The organism is Aeromicrobium sp. P2_G6, assembly GCF_056403535.1.
The window spans coordinates 179,169-197,959 of sequence record NZ_JBFUFH010000006.1; the positions used below are offsets into that span (position 1 = coordinate 179,169).

General features: G+C 66.6%; 29 protein-coding genes and 1 pseudogene. 2 read left to right on the top strand and 28 right to left on the bottom strand.

Translation table 11 applies throughout. The annotated features are described in order from the left end of the window. Positions 1-113: 113 nt before the first annotated feature. Positions 114-581, bottom strand: coding sequence for an Lrp/AsnC family transcriptional regulator (locus tag AC1DVU_RS18705; RefSeq protein ID WP_476923975.1), 468 nt, complete (start codon positions 579-581; stop codon positions 114-116). A 91-nt stretch (positions 582-672) separates the two neighbouring features. Between AC1DVU_RS18705 and ddaH the strand changes: the two genes are divergently transcribed. Further along, complete coding sequence (gene ddaH, locus AC1DVU_RS18710) at positions 673-1,596, top strand: dimethylargininase (protein ID WP_476923976.1); 924 nt, start codon at positions 673-675, stop codon at positions 1,594-1,596. Between the two features lie 88 nt (positions 1,597-1,684). Next, on the top strand, positions 1,685-3,802 hold the full coding sequence (locus AC1DVU_RS18715; protein WP_476923977.1) for a CHAP domain-containing protein: 2,118 nt from the start codon (positions 1,685-1,687) through the stop codon (positions 3,800-3,802). Positions 3,803-3,817: 15 nt separating this feature from the next. On the opposite strand, the gene AC1DVU_RS18720 is transcribed toward AC1DVU_RS18715, so the two are convergent. The 27 genes and pseudogenes from AC1DVU_RS18720 to AC1DVU_RS18850 all read right to left on the bottom strand — a co-directional run bounded on the left by AC1DVU_RS18720 (position 3,818) and on the right by AC1DVU_RS18850 (position 18,750). Next, on the bottom strand, positions 3,818-4,234 hold the full coding sequence (locus tag AC1DVU_RS18720) for a hypothetical protein (RefSeq protein ID WP_476923978.1): 417 nt from the start codon (positions 4,232-4,234) through the stop codon (positions 3,818-3,820). A gap of 4 nt (positions 4,235-4,238) precedes the next feature. Further along, positions 4,239-5,051 carry a type I methionyl aminopeptidase gene (gene map / locus AC1DVU_RS18725; RefSeq protein WP_476923979.1) on the bottom strand — a complete coding sequence of 271 codons (813 nt, stop codon included), beginning with the start codon at positions 5,049-5,051 and terminating at the stop codon, positions 4,239-4,241. Between the two features lie 16 nt (positions 5,052-5,067). After that, the gene (locus tag AC1DVU_RS18730) at positions 5,068-5,631 is read right to left on the bottom strand and encodes an adenylate kinase (RefSeq protein WP_476923980.1); all 564 of its coding nucleotides are present in this window, start codon (positions 5,629-5,631) and stop codon (positions 5,068-5,070) included. Continuing rightward, positions 5,631-6,935, bottom strand: coding sequence for a preprotein translocase subunit SecY (gene secY, locus AC1DVU_RS18735; protein WP_476923981.1), 1,305 nt, complete (start codon positions 6,933-6,935; stop codon positions 5,631-5,633). The genes AC1DVU_RS18730 and secY overlap by 1 nt, the downstream gene beginning before the upstream one ends. 140 nt (positions 6,936-7,075) lie before the next feature. Continuing rightward, positions 7,076-7,519 carry a 50S ribosomal protein L15 gene (gene rplO, locus AC1DVU_RS18740; RefSeq protein ID WP_476923982.1) on the bottom strand — a complete coding sequence of 148 codons (444 nt, stop codon included), beginning with the start codon at positions 7,517-7,519 and terminating at the stop codon, positions 7,076-7,078. Between the two features lies 1 nt (position 7,520). Continuing rightward, positions 7,521-7,703 (bottom strand): 50S ribosomal protein L30, encoded by a 183-nt coding sequence (gene rpmD, locus AC1DVU_RS18745; RefSeq protein ID WP_476923983.1) that lies wholly within the window; start codon positions 7,701-7,703, stop codon positions 7,521-7,523. Beyond that, complete coding sequence (gene rpsE, locus AC1DVU_RS18750) at positions 7,703-8,320, bottom strand: 30S ribosomal protein S5 (RefSeq protein ID WP_476923984.1); 618 nt, start codon at positions 8,318-8,320, stop codon at positions 7,703-7,705. The genes rpmD and rpsE overlap by 1 nt, the downstream gene beginning before the upstream one ends. Before the next feature lie 28 nt (positions 8,321-8,348). Continuing rightward, on the bottom strand, positions 8,349-8,732 hold the full coding sequence (gene rplR, locus AC1DVU_RS18755) for a 50S ribosomal protein L18 (protein ID WP_056399245.1): 384 nt from the start codon (positions 8,730-8,732) through the stop codon (positions 8,349-8,351). A 2-nt stretch (positions 8,733-8,734) separates the two neighbouring features. After that, complete coding sequence (gene rplF, locus AC1DVU_RS18760) at positions 8,735-9,277, bottom strand: 50S ribosomal protein L6 (RefSeq protein WP_476923985.1); 543 nt, start codon at positions 9,275-9,277, stop codon at positions 8,735-8,737. Positions 9,278-9,292: 15 nt separating this feature from the next. Continuing rightward, a complete protein-coding gene (rpsH, locus tag AC1DVU_RS18765; protein ID WP_056209411.1) occupies positions 9,293-9,700 on the bottom strand; it encodes a 30S ribosomal protein S8 in 408 nt (135 codons plus the stop codon). A 77-nt stretch (positions 9,701-9,777) separates the two neighbouring features. Continuing rightward, on the bottom strand, positions 9,778-9,963 hold the full coding sequence (locus AC1DVU_RS18770) for a type Z 30S ribosomal protein S14 (protein ID WP_056209415.1): 186 nt from the start codon (positions 9,961-9,963) through the stop codon (positions 9,778-9,780). Position 9,964: 1 nt separating this feature from the next. Next, complete coding sequence (gene rplE, locus AC1DVU_RS18775; RefSeq protein ID WP_476923986.1) at positions 9,965-10,546, bottom strand: 50S ribosomal protein L5; 582 nt, start codon at positions 10,544-10,546, stop codon at positions 9,965-9,967. A gap of 2 nt (positions 10,547-10,548) precedes the next feature. Next, entirely contained in the window at positions 10,549-10,911 is a 363-nt protein-coding gene (gene rplX, locus AC1DVU_RS18780; protein WP_056209420.1) for a 50S ribosomal protein L24, read from the bottom strand. Position 10,912: 1 nt separating this feature from the next. After that, positions 10,913-11,281 carry a 50S ribosomal protein L14 gene (gene rplN / locus AC1DVU_RS18785; protein WP_056209423.1) on the bottom strand — a complete coding sequence of 123 codons (369 nt, stop codon included), beginning with the start codon at positions 11,279-11,281 and terminating at the stop codon, positions 10,913-10,915. A 10-nt stretch (positions 11,282-11,291) separates the two neighbouring features. Then, entirely contained in the window at positions 11,292-11,579 is a 288-nt protein-coding gene (gene rpsQ, locus AC1DVU_RS18790; RefSeq protein ID WP_159537249.1) for a 30S ribosomal protein S17, read from the bottom strand. Further along, entirely contained in the window at positions 11,576-11,800 is a 225-nt protein-coding gene (gene rpmC / locus AC1DVU_RS18795; protein WP_056209429.1) for a 50S ribosomal protein L29, read from the bottom strand. The genes rpsQ and rpmC overlap by 4 nt, the downstream gene beginning before the upstream one ends. Beyond that, positions 11,800-12,219 (bottom strand): 50S ribosomal protein L16, encoded by a 420-nt coding sequence (gene rplP, locus AC1DVU_RS18800; protein WP_056209431.1) that lies wholly within the window; start codon positions 12,217-12,219, stop codon positions 11,800-11,802. The genes rpmC and rplP overlap by 1 nt, the downstream gene beginning before the upstream one ends. Further along, positions 12,219-13,061, bottom strand: a complete 843-nt coding sequence (gene rpsC / locus AC1DVU_RS18805; protein WP_476923987.1) for a 30S ribosomal protein S3 — start codon at positions 13,059-13,061, stop codon at positions 12,219-12,221. The genes rplP and rpsC overlap by 1 nt, the downstream gene beginning before the upstream one ends. Then, positions 13,061-13,519, bottom strand: coding sequence for a 50S ribosomal protein L22 (gene rplV, locus AC1DVU_RS18810; RefSeq protein WP_476923988.1), 459 nt, complete (start codon positions 13,517-13,519; stop codon positions 13,061-13,063). The genes rpsC and rplV overlap by 1 nt, the downstream gene beginning before the upstream one ends. Further along, the gene (gene rpsS / locus AC1DVU_RS18815; RefSeq protein ID WP_056209436.1) at positions 13,516-13,797 is read right to left on the bottom strand and encodes a 30S ribosomal protein S19; all 282 of its coding nucleotides are present in this window, start codon (positions 13,795-13,797) and stop codon (positions 13,516-13,518) included. Before rpsS ends, rplV begins: the two co-directional genes overlap by 4 nt. Positions 13,798-13,814: 17 nt before the next feature. Then, entirely contained in the window at positions 13,815-14,642 is an 828-nt protein-coding gene (rplB, locus tag AC1DVU_RS18820) for a 50S ribosomal protein L2 (protein ID WP_476923989.1), read from the bottom strand. Between the two features lie 18 nt (positions 14,643-14,660). Further along, entirely contained in the window at positions 14,661-14,966 is a 306-nt protein-coding gene (rplW, locus tag AC1DVU_RS18825) for a 50S ribosomal protein L23 (RefSeq protein ID WP_159537239.1), read from the bottom strand. Continuing rightward, positions 14,963-15,922 carry a 50S ribosomal protein L4 gene (rplD, locus tag AC1DVU_RS18830; RefSeq protein WP_476923990.1) on the bottom strand — a complete coding sequence of 320 codons (960 nt, stop codon included), beginning with the start codon at positions 15,920-15,922 and terminating at the stop codon, positions 14,963-14,965. The genes rplW and rplD overlap by 4 nt, the downstream gene beginning before the upstream one ends. Before the next feature lie 2 nt (positions 15,923-15,924). Next, positions 15,925-16,581, bottom strand: a complete 657-nt coding sequence (gene rplC / locus AC1DVU_RS18835) for a 50S ribosomal protein L3 (RefSeq protein WP_476923991.1) — start codon at positions 16,579-16,581, stop codon at positions 15,925-15,927. A gap of 14 nt (positions 16,582-16,595) precedes the next feature. Continuing rightward, positions 16,596-16,904 (bottom strand): 30S ribosomal protein S10, encoded by a 309-nt coding sequence (gene rpsJ / locus AC1DVU_RS18840; protein ID WP_012923688.1) that lies wholly within the window; start codon positions 16,902-16,904, stop codon positions 16,596-16,598. A 692-nt stretch (positions 16,905-17,596) separates the two neighbouring features. Then, positions 17,597-17,815: pseudogene (locus tag AC1DVU_RS18845) on the bottom strand (hypothetical protein); the annotation flags it as partial. A gap of 20 nt (positions 17,816-17,835) precedes the next feature. Next, a complete protein-coding gene (locus tag AC1DVU_RS18850) occupies positions 17,836-18,750 on the bottom strand; it encodes a cation diffusion facilitator family transporter (RefSeq protein WP_476923992.1) in 915 nt (304 codons plus the stop codon). Between the last annotated feature and the right edge of the window lie 41 nt (positions 18,751-18,791).

Genomic DNA, 18,791 nt, shown 5'->3' on the forward strand with positions numbered 1-18,791 from the left:
CAGCGAAGCCGCCTGAGCGGTAGCCAAGACATGGGAATGCAGACCTGAAAAGGCCGACTCCCGATTCTACGCTTACACAGGCGGCAGACTCAAATTGAGGCCCTGCGACAGACTCACGCCGGGAGGTTGAACTCCGACTGGCCGGGGCCGTAGCGCTCGATCAACCGGGACAGCACGATCGCCGTCTCAGTGTGGTCGATGTTGTCGGTCTCGACCCGGACGCGTTCGAGTGCCCGCTCGAGGTCGCGCACGTCCTTGGCCACGATGTGCAGGATCGCGTCGGCGGCGCCCGACACGGTGGCGGCAGCGTGGACCTCCGGCACACGGCTGAACGCGGCCCGGAGCTCGTCCGGCGAGATCGTGCCCTTGCAGTGCACCTCGACGTACGCCTCGGTGCTCCAGCCCACCAGGTCCGGATCGAGCACGGCGGTGAACCCGCTGATGACGCCGTCGGCCAGCAGCCGGTCCATCCGCCGTTTGACGGCCGGCGCTGACAGCCCGATGCGATCGCCGATCGTGGCGTAGCTCGCCCGCCCGTCCTCGAGCAGGCAACCGATGAGCCGGCGATCCAGATCGTCCATCCACCCAGTATTGCAAGAATCCGCCACAGATCCGAAGAGGACGCAACAAATCGTCGGGGTGATCATCACTTTCGGATTCGTTGGCCTGCCAATGCCGGCTCTAGCATTGATTCATTGCGCAGGAGCTCATCTCTGGAGGCACACGTTGACCGTTCTCGACACCCGCACCCCCGTCCGTACCGCCGCGCCCCTCACCCGGACGTCGAGAACCCGTCATTACCTGATGTGCGCACCGACGCACTTCGAGGTGACTTACGCGATCAACCCGTGGATGGACACCGCCAACCCGGTCAACGTCGAGCGCGCACACCTCCAGTGGGAGGTCCTGCGCAACACCTACCTGAGCCTCGGCCATCGCGTCGACCTGATCGAGCCGATGGCGACCCAGCCCGACATGGTGTTCGCGGCCAACGGCGGGCTCGTCGTCGGCGGTCGTGCGTACGGCGCGAAGTTCCGCCACCCCGAGCGGGCTGCCGAAGGCCACGCGTATGCGACGTGGCTCCGGCTCTCGGGCGTCAGCGTCGTCGAGCCGACCCACACGAATGAGGGCGAGGGTGACTTCCTGGCGCTTGGCTCGATGATCCTGGCCGGCACGGGTTTCCGGACCTCGCTTGCTGCGCACATCGAAGCCGCTGAGGCGGTCGACCGCCCCGTCGTCTCGCTCGAGCTCGTCGACCCGCGCTTCTACCACCTCGACGTCGCCATCGCGGTCCTCGACGACGGCAACGGGAACGCGCCGGCCGAGATCGCCTACTACCCCGGGGCGTTCAGCAAGCACAGCCAGCGCACCCTGCGCGACCTGTTCCCCGACGCGGTCATCTGTTCGGAGGCCGACGCCCGGGTGCTGGGGCTCAACGCCGTCAGCGACGGTCGCCACGTCGTGCTGCCGTCCGCGGCGACGGGCCTCGCCGCCTCCCTCAAGGAGCGCGGCTACACGCCGGTGCCGGTCGACCTGAGCGAGTACATCAAGTCCGGCGGCAGCGTGAAGTGCTGCACGATGGAGCTCCACCGCTAGACGCGACGCCGAGCACTGTGGGCCGTGCGGCCAGGGATTTCACGGCAATCCAGTCACACAAGCCCCACCAGTAACGTAAGGTAACGGCGTGTCGCGCGCCCGGATCATCCTCGCCATGCTATTTTGCGCTGCCCTTCTGGTCCCCACATCGGCCGCCCACGCGAGCTCCTACCTGATCTGCACGGGCTACTCGTCGTGCAGCGACAAGGGCTACTCCAACTACGGCTACTCGACGCACAAGTCGACGAGCTACTGGATGATGTACACCGGGACCAACTGCACCAACTACGTCGCCTACCGCCTCGTCACGACCAACGGCATGCCGAACATCCGGCCGAAGTCCGGCGTCGGCAATGCCCAGGACTGGGGCTTCGCGATGGCCTCGATCACGAACTCGACGCCGGCCCTGGGCTCGGTCGCCTGGTGGGGCAAGACCGGCCACCACGTCGCGTACGTCGAGAAGATCGTGTCCTCCAGCGAGATCTGGGTGTCGGAGTCCAACTGGAGCGGTTCCTTCGACTGGCGCAAGATCACCAAGTCCGGCTCCGGATGGCCTGACGGCTTCATCCACTTCAAGGACCTCAAGATCGTCAACAACATCCGGCCGTCGATCAGCGGCGTCGTCAAGGTGGGTGGCGCCCTGAGCGCCTCGGGCGGTGACTGGACGCCCAAGGGCAACACGTACGTCTATCAGTGGCGCGCGGACGGCGTGGACATCCCCGGTGCCCTCGGCAGGGCGTTCACCCCGACATCGGCACAGCTCGGCAAGCTCCTCACCGTCAAGGTGACGGCCAGCCGGCCCGGCTACCCGACCGCCAGGGCCTACTCGCTCTCCAAGAAGGTCGCGCCGGGGACGCTCACGGCCACCCAGGTCCCGGCGATCACCGGGACTCCCCGGGTGGACTCCACCCTCACCGCCTCGAAGGGCACCTGGTCGCCCACCGGCTCGACTTACACGTTCCAGTGGATGGTTGACGGCGTGCCCGTGCCGGGCGCCACCGGCTCGACGTTCACGCCCGGGCCCGCCGACGTCACGCGCCAGGTCACCGTCGCGGTCAAGGCGACCAAGACCGGCTACACCAGCGTCACGTCGAGGTCCGCTCCTACAGCAGCGATCGCGCCGGGTCTCCTGAGCGCCATCACCAAGCCATCGATCTCCGGCACGCCCAAGGTCGGCTCGACCCTCAGCGCGTCGACCGGCACCTGGTCCAAGCCCGGCCTCACGTACGCCTACCAGTGGGTCGTCAACGGCACGCCGGTCAGTGGCGCCGACCGCTCGACCTTCGTGCCGCGCGCCGCCGATGTCGGGCTCCCGGTGACGGTGCACGTCACCGCCAGCCGCGCCGGCTACACCACGACGACGGCGATCTCACCGCAGACCGCGGCGGTCGCGCGCGGCACGTTCGCGCTCAGGTCACGGCCGGCGATCACGGGCAACACCCGCGTCGGCTCGCGACTGACCGCCTCGACGGGCTCATGGTCCCCGACCGGCACCTACTCCTACACCTGGTACGCCGACGGCGTCCCGATCACCGGTGCCACGAGCTCGTCGTACATCCCCACGAGCCGCCAGCTGGGCTCGAGGATCCAGGTGCGGGTCCACGTCCGCAAGGACGGCTTCGTGACGAACTCGGCCCTGTCCTACAGCACCGCCGCGATCGGCTACGGTCGCATCCTCAGCCAGACCGCGCCGACCATCACCGGTTCGCCGCGGCTCGGCTCCTCAATGTCGGTCTCGCCCGGTGAGCACACCCCAGCTGGTGCGACCGTGCGCTACCAGTGGCTGCGCGACGGCAAGGTGCTGACCGGCGCCACCAGCCGCACCCGCACGCTCACCGTCGGCGACCTGGGACACCGGCTGTCGGCCCGCGTGCGGTTCTCGGCCACCGGCTACACGACACGCACCGCCACCACCGCCCTGACCGGCTGGGTCAAGGCGAAGTCGACCCTGAGTGTCTCGGCGACCCCAGGCACCCGTCGCGTGACATTCACGATCCGCGTCGCAGCCACCGGCATCGCGGCACCCGACGGCACGGTGGTGGTTCGTTTCGCCGGCGACCAGTCCCGCACCGTCGCGGTGGTGGACGGCCGGGCGACGCTGACGCTGACGGGCCAGGCCTCGGGCGTCCAGACGTATGCCTTCACGCTGCGGCCCACCGCGACCGTGACGTCAGCGACCCTCAGCAAGTCCGTCACGATCGGCTGAGCAGCAACCCAAGGATCACGCCGCGGAGTCGAAGACGACCTTCCACCGATCGCCGACCTTCTGCACGTCGTAAGACTCGGTGGGATAGCCATTGCCCCACGTGATGCTGACGGTTGAGCTGGCGTCGTGCACAGCACCGGCGCGGTAGGTCACCTTGTCCAGGTCGATGCCCTCGTCGGCGAACGAGTCCTTGGACTGCTCGACCACGTCGCACCCGAGCTCCGAGGGCGTCACGACGAGCTTCTTGGCTGCCTCACAGTCACCAGCGTCCAGGGCGCGCATCAGCGCGTCGACCGCTGCCTCGGCCGGTGCCAGCGCTGGGACGGCCGCGGACGTGCTGCGCGATGCTGTCGGCTTCGCCGGCTCGGGTGGATCCGACGTGCCGCAGGCCGCGACGACCAGCATGGCGGCCACCGCGACGATCTTCCTCATGCCTTCAGTGTCCCCCGTAGGGCACGCCGAGCTCGGCGAGCCGGGACTCCCCGCCGTCGAGCGCCGTGAGCACCCACGCCCCGGTGTCGGTCAGCGTGAAGGTGTGCTCGTAGTGGGCCGCCCAGGAACCGTCGGTCGTCACGACCGTCCAGTCGTCCGCGAGCGTACGTGTCTCGGGTGAGCCGAGCGTGACCATCGGCTCGACGGCCAGCGCGAGCCCCTTGACGAGCTTGGGTCCCCGACCGGCCTTGCCGTAGTTGGGGACGTTGGGCGGCTGATGCATCGCCGAGCCGATGCCGTGGCCGGTGTAGCCCTCGACGATGCCGTAGTCGCCCGCGGAGTCGACCGTCTGCTCGACCGCGTGGCTGATGTCGGAGACCCGGCCGCCGAGGTGCGCGGCGGCGATGCCGCGCCAGAGCGCCTCCTCGGTGACGCGCATGAGCTCGGTGACCTCGTCGGGCACCTCGCCGATCGCCACGGTCGTCGCGGCGTCGCCGTGCCAGCCGTCGACGATCGCACCGCAGTCGATCGAGATGATGTCGCCGTCGCGGAGCACGCGGGTGCCGGGGATGCCGTGGACGACCTGGTCGTTGACCGACGTGCAGATCACGCCCGTGAAGCCGTGATAGCCGAGGAAGTTGGACGTCGCGCCCTGCGAACGGATGTGGTCGTGGGCGATCGTGTCGAGCTCTGCCGTGGTGATCCCGGCTACGGCCGAACGACGCATCAGCTCGAGCGTCGACGCCACCACGAGGCCCGCTGAACGCATCGACTCGATCTGAGCCGGAGTCTTGATCTCGATGCCGCGTTCGAACATGGCTACGAGCTCGCCCTCACGCGGGCAGGGCGGCGTCGATCCTTCGAGTGACCTCGTCGACGTTGCCCATGCCGTCGACCTCGATGACGAGGCCACGGGCGCCGTAGACCTCGAGCAGCGGTGCCGTCTCGGCCGTGTAGACCTCCTGGCGGTGCCGGATGACCTCTTCGGTGTCATCGGCGCGGCCGCTGGTCTCGGCACGCTTGAGGAGGCGCTGGATCAGCTCTTCGGGATCGACCACGAGCTCGAGCACGCCATCGAGCTTGGTGCCGAAGCCGTCGAGGATGCGGTCAAGCGTGTCGACCTGGTCGACGGTGCGGGGATAGCCGTCGAGGATGAACGCGTCACGCGCGTCCTCCTGCCCGAGCCGGTCCTCGACCATCGCGTTGGTGACCTCGTCGGGGACGTACTCGCCGGCGTCCATGAAGCGCTGCGCGACCTTGCCGAGCTCGGTCTGCTGCTGCACGTTGGCGCGGAAGATGTCGCCGGTTGAGATGTGCGCGCCACCGATGCGCTTCGCCAGCGCCACGGCCTGGGTTCCCTTGCCGGCGCCGGGGGGACCCATGATCAGCAGGCGCATTACTTGAGGAACCCTTCGTAGTTGCGCTGCTGCAGCTGGCTCTCGATCTGCTTGACCGTGTCGAGCCCCACGCCGACGATGATGAGGATCGTCGTTCCGCCGAACGGGAAGTTCTGGCTGGCGTTGAGGACCGCGATCGCGATCATCGGGATCAGGGCGATCAGGCCCAGGTAGAGCGCGCCCGGCGCGGTGATGCGGCTGAGGACGTACGCGAGGTACTCCTGCGTCGGCCGGCCGGCTCGGATGCCCGGGATGAAGCCGCCGTACTTCTTCATGTTGTCGGCGACTTCCTCGGGGTTGAACGTGATCGACACGTAGAAGTACGTGAAGAACACGATCAGGAGGAAGAACGAGATCATGTAGTACGGGTGGTCGCCCTTGACGAAGTTGTCGTTGACCCATGAGGCCCACGACGCGTCCTGGTTGAACTGGGCCATCAGGGCTGGGAGGTACATCAGGCTCGAGGCGAAGATGACCGGGATGATGCCGGCCTGGTTGACCTTGAGCGGGATGTACGTCGAGGAGCCGCCGAACATCCTCCGGCCGACCATGCGCTTGGCGTACTGCACCGGGATGCGGCGCTGCGCCTGCTCGATGAAGATCACTGCCGCCACAATGACAAGGCCGATCAGCACGACCAGGACGAACGTCGTCCAGCCCTTGGTCTGCTTGATCTGCCACATCGCACCGGGGAACGTCGCCACGACCTGCGTGAAGATCAGGATCGACATGCCGTTGCCGATGCCGCGGTCGGTGATGAGCTCGCCGAGCCACATGATGACCGCGGTGCCGGCGACCATCGTGAGGACGATCAGGAGGAACGACAGGATGCTGTCGTTGTGATAGAGCAGGTCGCCGGTGGTCTGACCGCCGAAGAGGTTGCCCGATCGCGCGAGCGCCACGATGCCCGTGGCTTGGAGTATCGCCAGGCCGAGCGTCAGGTAGCGGGTGTACTGCGTGATCTTGGTCTGGCCGGCCTGGCCCTCCTTCTTGAGGGCTTCGAGCCGTGGGATCACGACGACGAGCAGCTGCAGGATGATGCTCGCGGTGATGTAGGGCATGATGCCCAGCGCGAAGACCGTCAGCTGGAGCAGAGCGCCACCGGAGAAGACGTTGATCAGCGCGAAGAGGCTGCTGTTGTCGCCGTTGGTCGCCGCGTCGACGGAGTCCTTGACGTTGCCGACGTTGATGCCCGGCGCCGGCATGGTCGAGCCGAGGCGGAACAGCACGATGATGAACAGGACGAAGAGGATCTTCTTCCGCAGATCAGGCGTCCTGAACGCATGGACGAAAGCGGTGAGCACCGCATGCCTCCTCGTGCACCACTGTGCATATAAAAAACGGGCTTCGGTATGACGGACAAAAGCGGGCTTTCGCCCGCAGGGTGACTCTAGCAGTCACCGAAACAGCCGGGGCAGGACATGGCGTCCTGCCCCGGACAGCATCAACCGAGAACGGTGACGCTGCCTCCGGCTGCTTCGATCTTGGTCTTGGCCGACCCGGAGAACTTGTTCGCCGTGATCTGGAGCTTGACCGTGATCTCACCCTGCCCGAGGACCTTGACCGGGCGACCCTTGCGGACCGCACCGTTGGCGACGAGCGACGCGATGTCGACGTCACCGCCCTGGGGGTAGAGCTCCTCGAGACGATCGAGGTTGACGACCTGGTACTCCTCGCGGAACGGGTTCTTGAACCCCTTCAGCTTGGGCAGTCGCATGTGGATGGGGACCTGGCCGCCCTCGAAGCCCGCGGGGACCTGGTAACGAGCCTGGGTGCCCTTCGTGCCTCGACCAGCGGTCTTGCCCTTCGAGCCCTCACCGCGACCCACGCGGGTCTTGGCGGTCTTGGCTCCCGGTGCGGGACGCAGGTGGTGCAGCTTGAGCGCCATGTCAGTCAACCTCCTTGACGTCCACGAGGTGCGAGATGGACGCAGCCATGCCGCGGATCTCGGGACGATCTTCCTTGACGACGACGTCGCCGATGCGCTTCAGACCGAGCGTGCGCAGGGTCTGACGGTGATTGGGCTTGCGGCCGATGCCGGACTTGATCTGGGTGACCTGGATCTTCGCCATCACGCACCCACTCCGGCCTCTGCCTTGGCCTTGGCCTCGGCGATGCCTTCCTTGCCGGCCCGCAGGAGCGCCGCCGGAGCGACCTCCTCGACCGTCAGGCCACGACGCGCCGCCACCATCTCCGGCGACTCGAGCAGCTTGAGGGCGGCCACGGTCGCGTGGACGATGTTGATCGCGTTGGACGAACCGAGCGACTTGGACAGGACGTCGTGGACGCCTGCCGCCTCGAGCACGGCGCGCACCGGGCCACCGGCGATGACGCCGGTACCGGGCGATGCGGGACGCAGGAAGACGACGCCAGCCGCCTTCTCGCCCTGCACCGGGTGCGGGATCGTGCCCTGGATGCGCGGAACGCGGAAGAAGGACTTCTTGGCCTCTTCGACGCCCTTCGCGATCGCAGTCGGAACTTCCTTGGCCTTGCCGTAGCCGATGCCGACCTGACCGTCACCGTCGCCGACGATCACCAGAGCGGTGAAGCTGAAGCGACGACCACCCTTGACGACCTTGGCGACACGGTTGATCGTGACGACCTTCTCGATGTAGTTGGACTTCTCGGCTCCGCGGTCGTTTCCACGACCCCGTCCGCCTCCGCCTCCGCGGCGCTGCTGCCCGCTCATGCGGCACTCCTCTGGTTGTTAGTCTTCATCAGAACTCCAGTCCGCCCTCGCGCGCGCCGTCAGCCAGAGCTGCGACACGGCCGGCGTACTTGTTGCCCGCGCGGTCGAAGACGACGGTGGCGACACCGGCGGCCTTGGCGCGGTCAGCGACGAGCTCGCCGACCTTGCGGGCCTTGGCGGTCTTGTCACCGTCGGACGAGCGCAGATCGGCTTCCATCGTCGACGCGGAGGCCAGCGTGCGGCCCTCGAGGTCGTTGACGACCTGAGCAACGATGTGCTTGCTCGAGCGGGTGATGACGAGACGCGGACGCTCCGCCGAACCCTCGATCTTCTTGCGTCCTCGCACCTGACGGCGCAGACGCGAAGCCGTACGGGGCGACGTGTGCTTGGCGTGCTTGATCGAGATAGCCATGACTACTTACCAGCCTTTCCGACCTTGCGGCGGACGTGCTCGCCGGCGTAGCGGACGCCCTTGCCCTTGTAAGGCTCGGGCTTGCGGATCTTGCGGATGTTCGCTGCGACCTCACCGACGGCCTGCTTGTCGATGCCGTGCACGGCGAACTTGGTGGGCGACTCGACCGAGAACGTGATGCCCTCGGGAGCCTCGACCGGGACGGGGTGGCTGAAGCCGAGCGCGAACTCGAGTGCAGCCGGGCCCTTGGCCTGGACGCGGTAACCGACGCCGACGATCTCGAGCTTCTTCTCGTAGCCCTCGGTGACACCCGTGACCATGTTGGCGATCAGGGTGCGTGAGAGGCCGTGAAGCGCCTTGCTGCGACGCTCGTCGTTGGGACGCTCGACCGCGAGGCTGCCGTCGTCGGACTTGGAGACCGTGATGGGCTCCGCGACCGTGTGCGAAAGCTCGCCCTTGGGGCCCTTGACGCGTACGTCCTGGCCCTCGATCGTGACCTCGACCCCGGACGGGACCGGGACGGGAATCTTGCCAATGCGTGACATGTGTTCAGACCCCTCTCACCAGACGTAGGCGAGGACTTCTCCGCCTACGCCCTTCTGGTTGGCCTGGCGGTCCGTGAGCAGACCCTGGCTCGTCGAGATGATCGCCACGCCGAGTCCACCGAGCACCTTGGGCAGACCGGTCGACTTCGCGTAGACGCGAAGACCCGGCTTGCTGATGCGGCGGATGCCGGCGATGGAACGCTCGCGGTGCGGCCCGTACTTGAGGGTGATCGTGAGCGTCTTGCTCACCTCGCCCTCCTTGGGCTCGGTGACCTCGATCGCGGTGATGTAGCCCTCCTGCTTCAGGATCTCGGCTACGCCGGCCTTGAGCTTGGAGTACGGCATCGACACGCTGTCGTGGTACGCCTGATTGCCGTTGCGGACACGCGTCAGCATGTCGGCGATCGGATCGGTCATTGTCATAGTTCGTGTGTTCCATTCCTGCCGTGGTTTCCGTCATCCGGCGGATGAGGACCTGCGGCTTTCAGTGGTTGAAGTGATTACCAGGAGCTCTTGGTGATGCCCGGCAGCTCGCCACGGTGTGCCATCTCGCGAAGGCAGATGCGGCAGAGGCCGAACTTCTTGTAGACCGACCGGGGTCGGCCACAGCGCTGGCAACGGGTGTAGCCGCGTACCGCGAACTTGGGCTTGCGGGCGGCCTTGACCTTGAGTCCAGTCTTCGCCATGTCAGTTCTCCTTGTAGGGGAAGCCGAGCAGCGTGAGCAGCGCGCGACCCTCGTCGTCGTTGGTGGCCGTGGTGACGATCGTGATGTCCATGCCACGCGACCGGTCGATCTTGTCCTGATCGATCTCGTGGAACATGACCTGCTCGGTCAGACCGAACGTGTAGTTGCCGCGGCCGTCGAACTGCTTGGGCGAGAGCCCACGGAAGTCGCGGATGCGGGGCAGCGCGAGCGTCAGCAGACGGTCGAGGAACTCCCACATGCGGTCGCCACGCAGCGTGACGTGCGCGCCGATCGGCATGCCCTCACGCAGCTTGAACTGAGCGATGGACTTGCGAGCCTTGGTGACCTGCGGCTTCTGTCCCGTGATGGCGGTGAGGTCGCGGAGCGCGCCCTCGATCAGCTTGCCGTCGCGGGCAGCCTCGCCGACGCCCATGTTGACGACGATCTTGGTGAGGCCGGGAACCTGCATGACGTTGGCGTAGTCGAACTGCTCACGGAGCGCCGGAAGGATCTCGGAACGATACCGAGCCTTCAGGCGGGGAGCCGTGGAGGAAGCCGTGTTGGAATCAACGCTGGTACTCATATTCAGATCTCCTTTCCGGTCTTCTTCGCGATGCGCACGCTGCGCTGCGCGGTGTAGGTGGAACCGTCGGGACGGTTCTTGGTGACGTCGTCGCGGCGGTAGCCGACACGCGTCGGGGTCTTGTCGGCGAGCAGCATCACGTTGGAGATGTGGATCGGAGCCTCGCTGGTGATGATGCCGCCCGAGCCTGCGCCACCGGCCTGTGAAGGCTTGGTGTGGCGCTTGACGCGGTTGACGCCCTCGACGATGACGCGGTTCTGGTCAGCGATCACTTCGATCACCGATCCGGTCACGCCCTTGTCCTTGCCAGCGATGACCTTGACCTGGTCACCCTTGCGAATGCTGATGGTGCCTTTGCGGGCCATCTCAGAGCACCTCCGGTGCGAGCGAAATGATGCGCATGAACTTCTTGTCGCGAAGTTCACGGCCAACGGGACCGAAGATGCGCGTACCGCGCGGGTCGCCATCGGCCTTGAGGATCACGGCTGCGTTCTCGTCGAACTTGATGTACGAGCCATCCGGACGACGGCGCTCCTTGACGGTGCGCACGACGACAGCCTTGACGACATCACCCTTCTTGACGTTTCCGCCGGGGATGGCGTCCTTGACAGTGGCGACAATCGTGTCGCCGATGCCCGCGTAGCGCCGACCTGAGCCACCGAGGACACGGATGCACAAGATCTCCTTGGCACCGGTGTTGTCGGCGACCTTGAGTCGCGACTCCTGCTGAATCATCTGTCGTCTCCTACTTGGCCTTCTCGAGGATCTCGACGATGCGCCAACGCTTGGTGGCGGACAGTGGACGTGTCTCCATGATCAGGACACGGTCACCGATGCCGGCAGCGTTTGCCTCGTCGTGAGCCTTGAGCTTGATGTTGCGACGCAGGACCTTGCCGTAGAGGGCGTGCTTGACGCGATCCTCGACGTTGACCACGACGGTCTTGTCCATCTTGTCGCTGACGACAAGACCCTCACGGGTCTTGCGCGTGGTGCGTTCGGTCACTGCCTCGTCCTTCTGGTTCTTGTCGGTCATGCCTGGACCTCCTCGACGATGCCGAGCTCGCGCTCACGCATGACGGTGTAGATCCGGGCGATGTCCTTGCGCACTGCCCGAAGCCGGGCGGTGTTGTCGAGCTGACCAGTGGCGTTCTGGAAGCGCAGGTTGAACAGCTCTTCCTTGGCCTCTGACAGCTTGGCCGCCAGGTCGTCGGAAGCGACGCTGCGCAGCTCTGCTGCGGTTGTGTGCTGCGCCATCACAGCTCACCTGTCTCTCGGGTGATGAATCGGGCCTTCATGGGGAGCTTGTGGATCGCGCGGCGCATGGCCTCGCGAGCAACCTCCTCGGAGACACCCGACAGCTCGAACATGACGCGTCCGGGCTTGACGTTGGCGACCCACCACTCCGGCGAACCCTTACCGGAACCCATGCGGGTCTCGGCGGGCTTCTTCGTGAGCGGACGGTCCGGGTAGATGTTGATCCAGACCTTGCCGCCACGCTTGATGTGACGCGTCATGGCGATACGAGCGGACTCGATCTGACGGTTCGTCACGTAGGCGGCGGTCACGCACTGAATGCCGTAGTCACCGAACGCGAGCTCGGTGCCACCCTTGGCCGCACCGCGGCGCGTGGGGTGGTGCTGCTTGCGGTACTTGACCCTGCGGGGCATCAACATCAGCTCTCCCCTCCTTCAGGTGCTGCAGCGGCGGGCGCGGCAACGGTTTCGGCGGTGGCCGGAGCCGCAGCAGCGGCGTCGGCCGCCGGAGCGGCGTCCTCACGGGCGGGACGCTCGGGGCGACGTGCGCCACCGGCCGCGCCACCACGGGCGGGACGACGGCTGCTGCCGGGAGCTGCCGCACGCTTGGCCGCCTCGGCCTCGCGCTCGGCGCGGGTGCCCGCAACCTCACCCTTGTAGATCCAGACTTTCACGCCGATGCGGCCGAAGGTCGTCTTGGCCTCGTAGAAGCCGTAGTCGACGTCGGCGCGGAGCGTGTGCAGGGGCACGCGGCCCTCGCGGTAGAACTCCGAGCGGGACATCTCGGCGCCGCCGAGACGACCCGAGCACTGGATACGGATGCCCTTGGCACCGCTGCGCATCGTCGTCTGCATGGCCTTGCGCATCGCGCGACGGAACTGCACGCGACCCGACAGCTGCTCGGCAACGCCCTGGGCGACCAGCTGCGCGTCCATCTCGGGGTTCTTGACCTCGAGGATGTTCAGCTGCACCTGCTTGCCCGTGAGCTTCTCGAGGTCGCCGCGGATGCGGTCAGCCTCGGCGCCACGGCGGCCGATGACGATGCCAGGACGAGCGGTGTGGATGTCGACGCGTACGCGGTCACGCGTGCGCTCGATCTCAACACGGCTGATGCCGGCGCGGTCCATGCCCTTGGTGAGCATCTTGCGGATCTTGACGTCCTCGCCGACGTAGCTCTTGTAGAGCTTGTCGGCGTACCAACGGCTCTTGTGATCCGTCGAGATGCCCAGTCGGAACCCGTGCGGGTTGATTTTCTGTCCCACTATCGGTTCCCGCCCTTCTTCTTGGAGTTCTTGATGTTGGCCGCGTCCAGCTTGGCCTGAACGACCTCGCGGGGCTGCACGACCACGGTCAGGTGGCTGCTGCGCTTGAGGATGCGGTTGGCCGCACCCTTGGCGCGGGGGCGCCAACGCTTCATCGTCGGGCCCTCGTCGACCTGGACCACGGTGATGACCAGGTTGGAACGGTCGAGGCCTTCGGTCGTCTCCGCGTTGGACGCGGCGCTGTCGACGAGCTTGTAGAAGTTCTCGGCGACGGCCTGCGGCGCGAACTGCAGGGTGGCCAGGGCGTTCTCGACCGAGTCGCCGCGGATCAGGTCCGCGATACGGCGCGACTTCTGCGCGGTGACGCGCACGAAGCGCGCGACGGCGAACGCACCGGGCTCGTCGCCCAGCAGACGCTCACGTCGAGCACTGATGCTCTCACGGGTAGCTGCACTCATCGCCTCTTCGCCTTCCGGTCGTCCTTCTCGTGACCGCGGAACGTGCGGGTCGGGGCGAACTCGCCCAGCTTGTGACCCACCATCGAGTCCGTGATGAACACGGGCACGTGCTTGCGGCCGTCGTGCACGGCGATCGTGTGTCCGATGAAGGACGGCAGGATCATCGAGCGACGCGACCAGGTCTTGATCACGGTGTGAGTGTCGGCGGCGTTCTGCGCGTCGACCTTCTTCTCGAGGTGCCCGTCAACGAACGGGCCCTTCTTCAAACTGCGTGGCATCTGTTAACCAATCCTTCTCAGCGGCCGGACTTGCGGCGGCGGACGATCTGGGAGTCGCTGGCCTTGCGCTTGCGCGTACGGCCTTCCGGCTTGCCCCACGGGGAGACGGGGTGACGTCCACCGGACGTCTTGCCCTCACCACCACCGTGCGGGTGGTCGACCGGGTTCATGGCGACACCGCGGACGGTCGGGCGCTTGCCCTTCCAACGGTTGCGTCCGGCCTTGCCCCAGTTGATGTTGGACTGCTCGGCGTTGCCGACCTCGCCGATCGTGGCGCGGCAGCGGACGTCGACGTAGCGCATCTCGCCGGAGGGCAGACGCAGTTGCGCCTTGTTGCCCTCCTTGGCGACGAGCTGGACCTTGGTGCCGGCGGAGCGGCCCATCTTGGCGCCACCGCCCGGACGCAGCTCGATGCCGTTGATCGTCGTTCCCACGGGGATGTTGCGCAGGGGCAGGTTGTTGCCGACCTTGATGTCGGAACCGACACCGGACTCGACGGTCATGCCCTGCTTGAGGCCCTCGGGCGCGATGATGTAGCGCTTCTCGCCGTCGGCGTAGTGCAGGAGCGCGATGCGCGCGGTGCGGTTGGGGTCGTACTCGATGTGAGCGACCTTGGCCGGCACGCCGTCCTTGTCATAGCGACGGAAGTCGATGATGCGGTAGGCGCGCTTGTGACCGCCACCCTGGTGACGCGTCGTGATGCGTCCCTGGTTGTTGCGGCCGCCCTTCTTGGGCAGCGGCTCCGTCAGCGACTTCTCCGAAGTCGTGCGGGTGATCTCGGCGAAGTCGGCAACGCTCGAGCCACGACGGCCCGGGGTTGTCGGCTTGTATTTGCGAATTGCCATATGTCTTCAGTCCTCGTCTCAGGCGCTCGGGCCTGCGAAGATGTCGATGCTCTGGCCTGCGGCGACACTCACGATGGCTCGCTTGGTGTCCTTGCGCTTGCCGAGACCCGAACGCGTGCGGCGGGTCTTGCCCTTGCGGTTGAGCGTGTTGACTGCGGTGACCTTGACGCCGAAGATCTTCTCGACGGCGATCTTGATCTCCGTCTTGTTGGCGTCCGGGTGCACCACGAAGGTGTACTTGTTGTCATCGAGCAGGCCGTAGCTCTTCTCGCTGACGACCGGCGCGATCAGGATGTCGCGGTGGTCCTTGTGGATCGTGCTCACTTGTCATCGCCTCCGGGTGCAGCCTTCTTGGCAGCGGTCTTCTTGGCCGGCGCCTTCTTGGCCGCGGGGGCCTTCTTGGCAGCAGCCTTCTTGGCCGGGGCCTCGTCAGCATCGGCCTTCTTGGCCGGCGCCTTCTTGGCAGTGCTGGCCTTCTTGGCCGGCGTCTCCTCGTCGGCAGCCTTCGCAGGCGCCTTCTTGGCGGTGGCCTTCTTGGCCGGCTCCTCGCCAGCGGCGGCCTCAGTGGCTGCCGCCTTCTTGGCGGGGGCCTTCTTGGCAGGCGCCTTCTTGGCGGCCGGCTTGGCGTCGCGGGCGTCGACCTCGGTCGCCGCAGCGCTCAGGGCGATCGTCTTCGCACCCTCGGCCGAACGCGCCGCCACGAAGGCGTCGAATGCTGCCTGCGTGAAGATGACGTCGTCGCTGAGCAGGACGTCGTAGGTGTTGACCTGGTCGAACGTCAGGATGACCGTCTCGCCGGCGTTGCGCAGGCTGAGTGACGTGATCGTGTCCTCACGGTCCACGACGATCAGCACGCGGGGACGCGGCGTGAGCTCGCGCAGTGTGGCCAGAGCCAGCTTGGTCGACGGCTTGTCGCCGGCGACGATGCTCTCAACCACGTGCAGGCGACCCGAGCGGGCCCGGTCGGAGAGGGCACCGCGCAGGGCGGCGGCCTTCATCTTCTTGGGCGTGCGCTGGTCGTACGAGCGCGGCGTCGGGCCGTGCACGATGCCACCACCGTTGTACTGGGGTGCGCGGATCGAGCCCTGACGAGCGCGACCGGTGCCCTTCTGGCGGTACGGCTTCTTGCCACCACCGGACACCTCGCCACGCGACTTGGTGCTGTGCGTGCCCTGGCGAGCCGCGGCGAGCTGCGCCACGACGACCTGGTGGATCAGCGGGATGTTGACCTGCACGTCGAAGATGTCGACAGGCAGCTGAGCGTCAATGGTCTTTGCCATGATCAGGCTCCCTTCACAGCAGAGCGGATGACGACGAGTGCGCCCTTGGGGCCGGGTACGGCGCCCTTGATGAGGATGACGCCCTTGTCGGCGTCGACAGCGTGAACCTTGAGGTTCTGCGTCGTGACCTGCTCGGCGCCCATGTGGCCGGCCATGCGCAGACCCTTGAAGACGCGACCCGGGGTGGCGCAGCCACCGATCGAGCCGGGCTTGCGGTGGTTGCGGTGCGCACCGTGCGAGGCGCCGACGCCGTGGAAGCCGTGACGCTTCATGACTCCGGCGAAGCCCTTGCCCTTGCTGGTCGCGGTGACGTCGACGACGTCGCCGGCCGTGAAGATCTCCGGGGAGACCTCCTGGCCCAGCGTGTAGTCCGAGACGGCCTCGGTGCGGATCTCGACGATGTGGCGGCGAGGAGTCACGCCGGCCTTGGCCAGGTGACCGGCGACCGGCTTGTTGACCTTGCGGCCGTCGATCTCGCCGAAGCCGAGCTGGACGGCGGAGTAGCCGTCGGTCTCACGCGTACGGATCTGGGTGACGACGTTGGTGTCGGCAGCGATCACGGTGACGGGAATGATCTTGTTGTCGGCGTCCCATACCTGGGTCATGCCGAGCTTGCGGCCGAGGAGGCCGCGCGTGGTGGCAGTGCTGCTGGTGCTCATGGTCGCTGTCCCCCTCAGAGCTTGATCTCGATGTCGACGCCGGCAGGCAGGTCGAGGCGCATGAGCGAGTCGACTGTCTTCGGCGTCGGGTCAATGATGTCGATGAGGCGCTTGTGCGTGCGCATCTCGAAGTGCTCGCGGCTGTCCTTGTACTTGTGCGGCGAACGGATCACACAGAACACGTTCTTCTCGGTGGGCAGCGGCACCGGTCCTGCGACCTTGGCGCCCGTGCGCGTCACCGTGTCGACGATCTTGCGCGCCGAGGAGTCAATGACCTCGTGGTCGTAGGCCTTGAGCCGGATACGGATTTTTTGTCCCGCCATGCTCTCGCTTGTCCTTTACGTTCGTTCGCTTCGCAGTCTCGCCCCGGATCGAGGGAGAAAGGCTCCTCCCTCCCGCCGACCCCCGAGGTCGGGCGTGTCGCGGCCACTTGGGCGCATACGTCACACACTTGTCGAGTTAGGTGGTTGGACCCGCTTCAGCGGGACAAGCTCGATCTCAGGTTCGGCACCGGCGTCATGATCGGCGTGAGAGGCCGGACGGTCGGCGCCCCAGCGATCAAGCCGGAGCAACCGAACTATTCTGACAGACCTACGCGCCCTAATACAAATCGAGGTCGCCGAGTGCTAGGCAAGGACCCGGCCTCTGCCGACCACAGTCCGTTCATCCCGAGGAAACCGGCCGGTGCGCGCGTGCGCTGAACACCGTCACCGGCCGTTCCTGAGGCACGCCGTCGACCACGATGTCGACCATCTCGTTGTAGAACGCCACGAGGCCGGCGATCTTTCCGACCGCGGGGACTGCCGTCGAGGCTGATCTCCACGTGGCGCGAGCTGGCGATGGCTTCGACCCGCTTGTGTGGGTCGCGAGGATGCTCGATGACCTCCTCTTCCTCCTCCATCCACCGGTCGAGGACGCCGGGCTGCCAGCTGAGGACCAGCCGGTCGCTGATCTCCGGGTCGTCACGCCGCCAGGCGGCGTGCCTGACGATGCGGCCCTCGACCTCGAGGTGATACCACTCGGCGACCGGCCCCTTGGGCAGGTAGAAGAACGGTCCGTGGGGCGGCGGATCGCTGGTCGGCCGAAGGAGGTCGAGCCGGACGTCGTCGTCAGCGAACGCGTAGCCGGGGACCGGGAACGAGTCCTCGAAGAAGAGCATCGGTGCACGACTGTCGACCACTACCGTCTCGCCGACGTAGCCGCGGACCCACTTGCTCGACAACTCGGTCCGCATGGCAATCCTCCGGTGGCAGCTCAGTGATGCACGTGATGCTCAGAGTCCACATGGCCGGCCGGCTCGATCTGGAACGTCGAGTGCTCGACGTCGAAGTGGTCGGACAGACAACCGCGCAGGCGGTCGAGGACGCCGTGCGCATCGTCCATCGCCGTCACCGAGTCCTCCACCACGACGTGTGCGCTCATGATCGGCATGCCCGACGTGATGGTCCATACGTGCAGGTCGTGCACGTCCTTGACGCCGTCCATCGCGAGGATGTGCTCGCGCAGCTCGGCCAGGTCGACATCACGCGGAGTCGACTCCAGCAGCACTTCGGCCACCTCCCTGAGCAACGAGATCGCGCGTGGCACGATCATCGCGGCGATCACGAGGGACGCGACGGCATCCGCGGCGTACCAGTCGGTGAGCAGGATGACGGTCGCCGACACCAGGACCGCCACCGAGCCGAGGGCGTCGCCCAGCACCTCGAGATAGGCCCCGCGTACGTTGATGCTCTCCTGCGCGCCGTGACGAAGCAGCAGGAGCCCGATGACGTTGACGACCAGGCCCACCCCGCCGGCAACCAGGATCAGCCCGCCCTCGAGCTCCGGTGAGTCTCCGAAACGCCGGATCGCACTGAAGGCCACCCAGCCCGCCAGCCCCAGCAGCACGAGTCCGTTGATGCCGGCGGCGAGGACCTCCGTGCGGGAGTAGCCGAACGTCCGGCGCGAGCCGGGCCCGCCGCCGCGTTGAGCAACGGTGATGGCGGCGAGCGCCATGAGGATGCCGAACGAGTCGCCCAGCATGTGGCCGGCGTCAGCCAGCAGCGCGAGGCTGCCGGTGATCCAGGCGACGACCGCCTCGACGAGCAGGACGGCAAAGGACAGCGTCAGGACCAGCGCGAGCCGGCCGCGATGCGCCGCGCCGGCACCGTGCGCGTGGTCGTGTCCCATGCCATTAAGGATAGGGCGGCGTTGCGTAAACAACGAGCCGA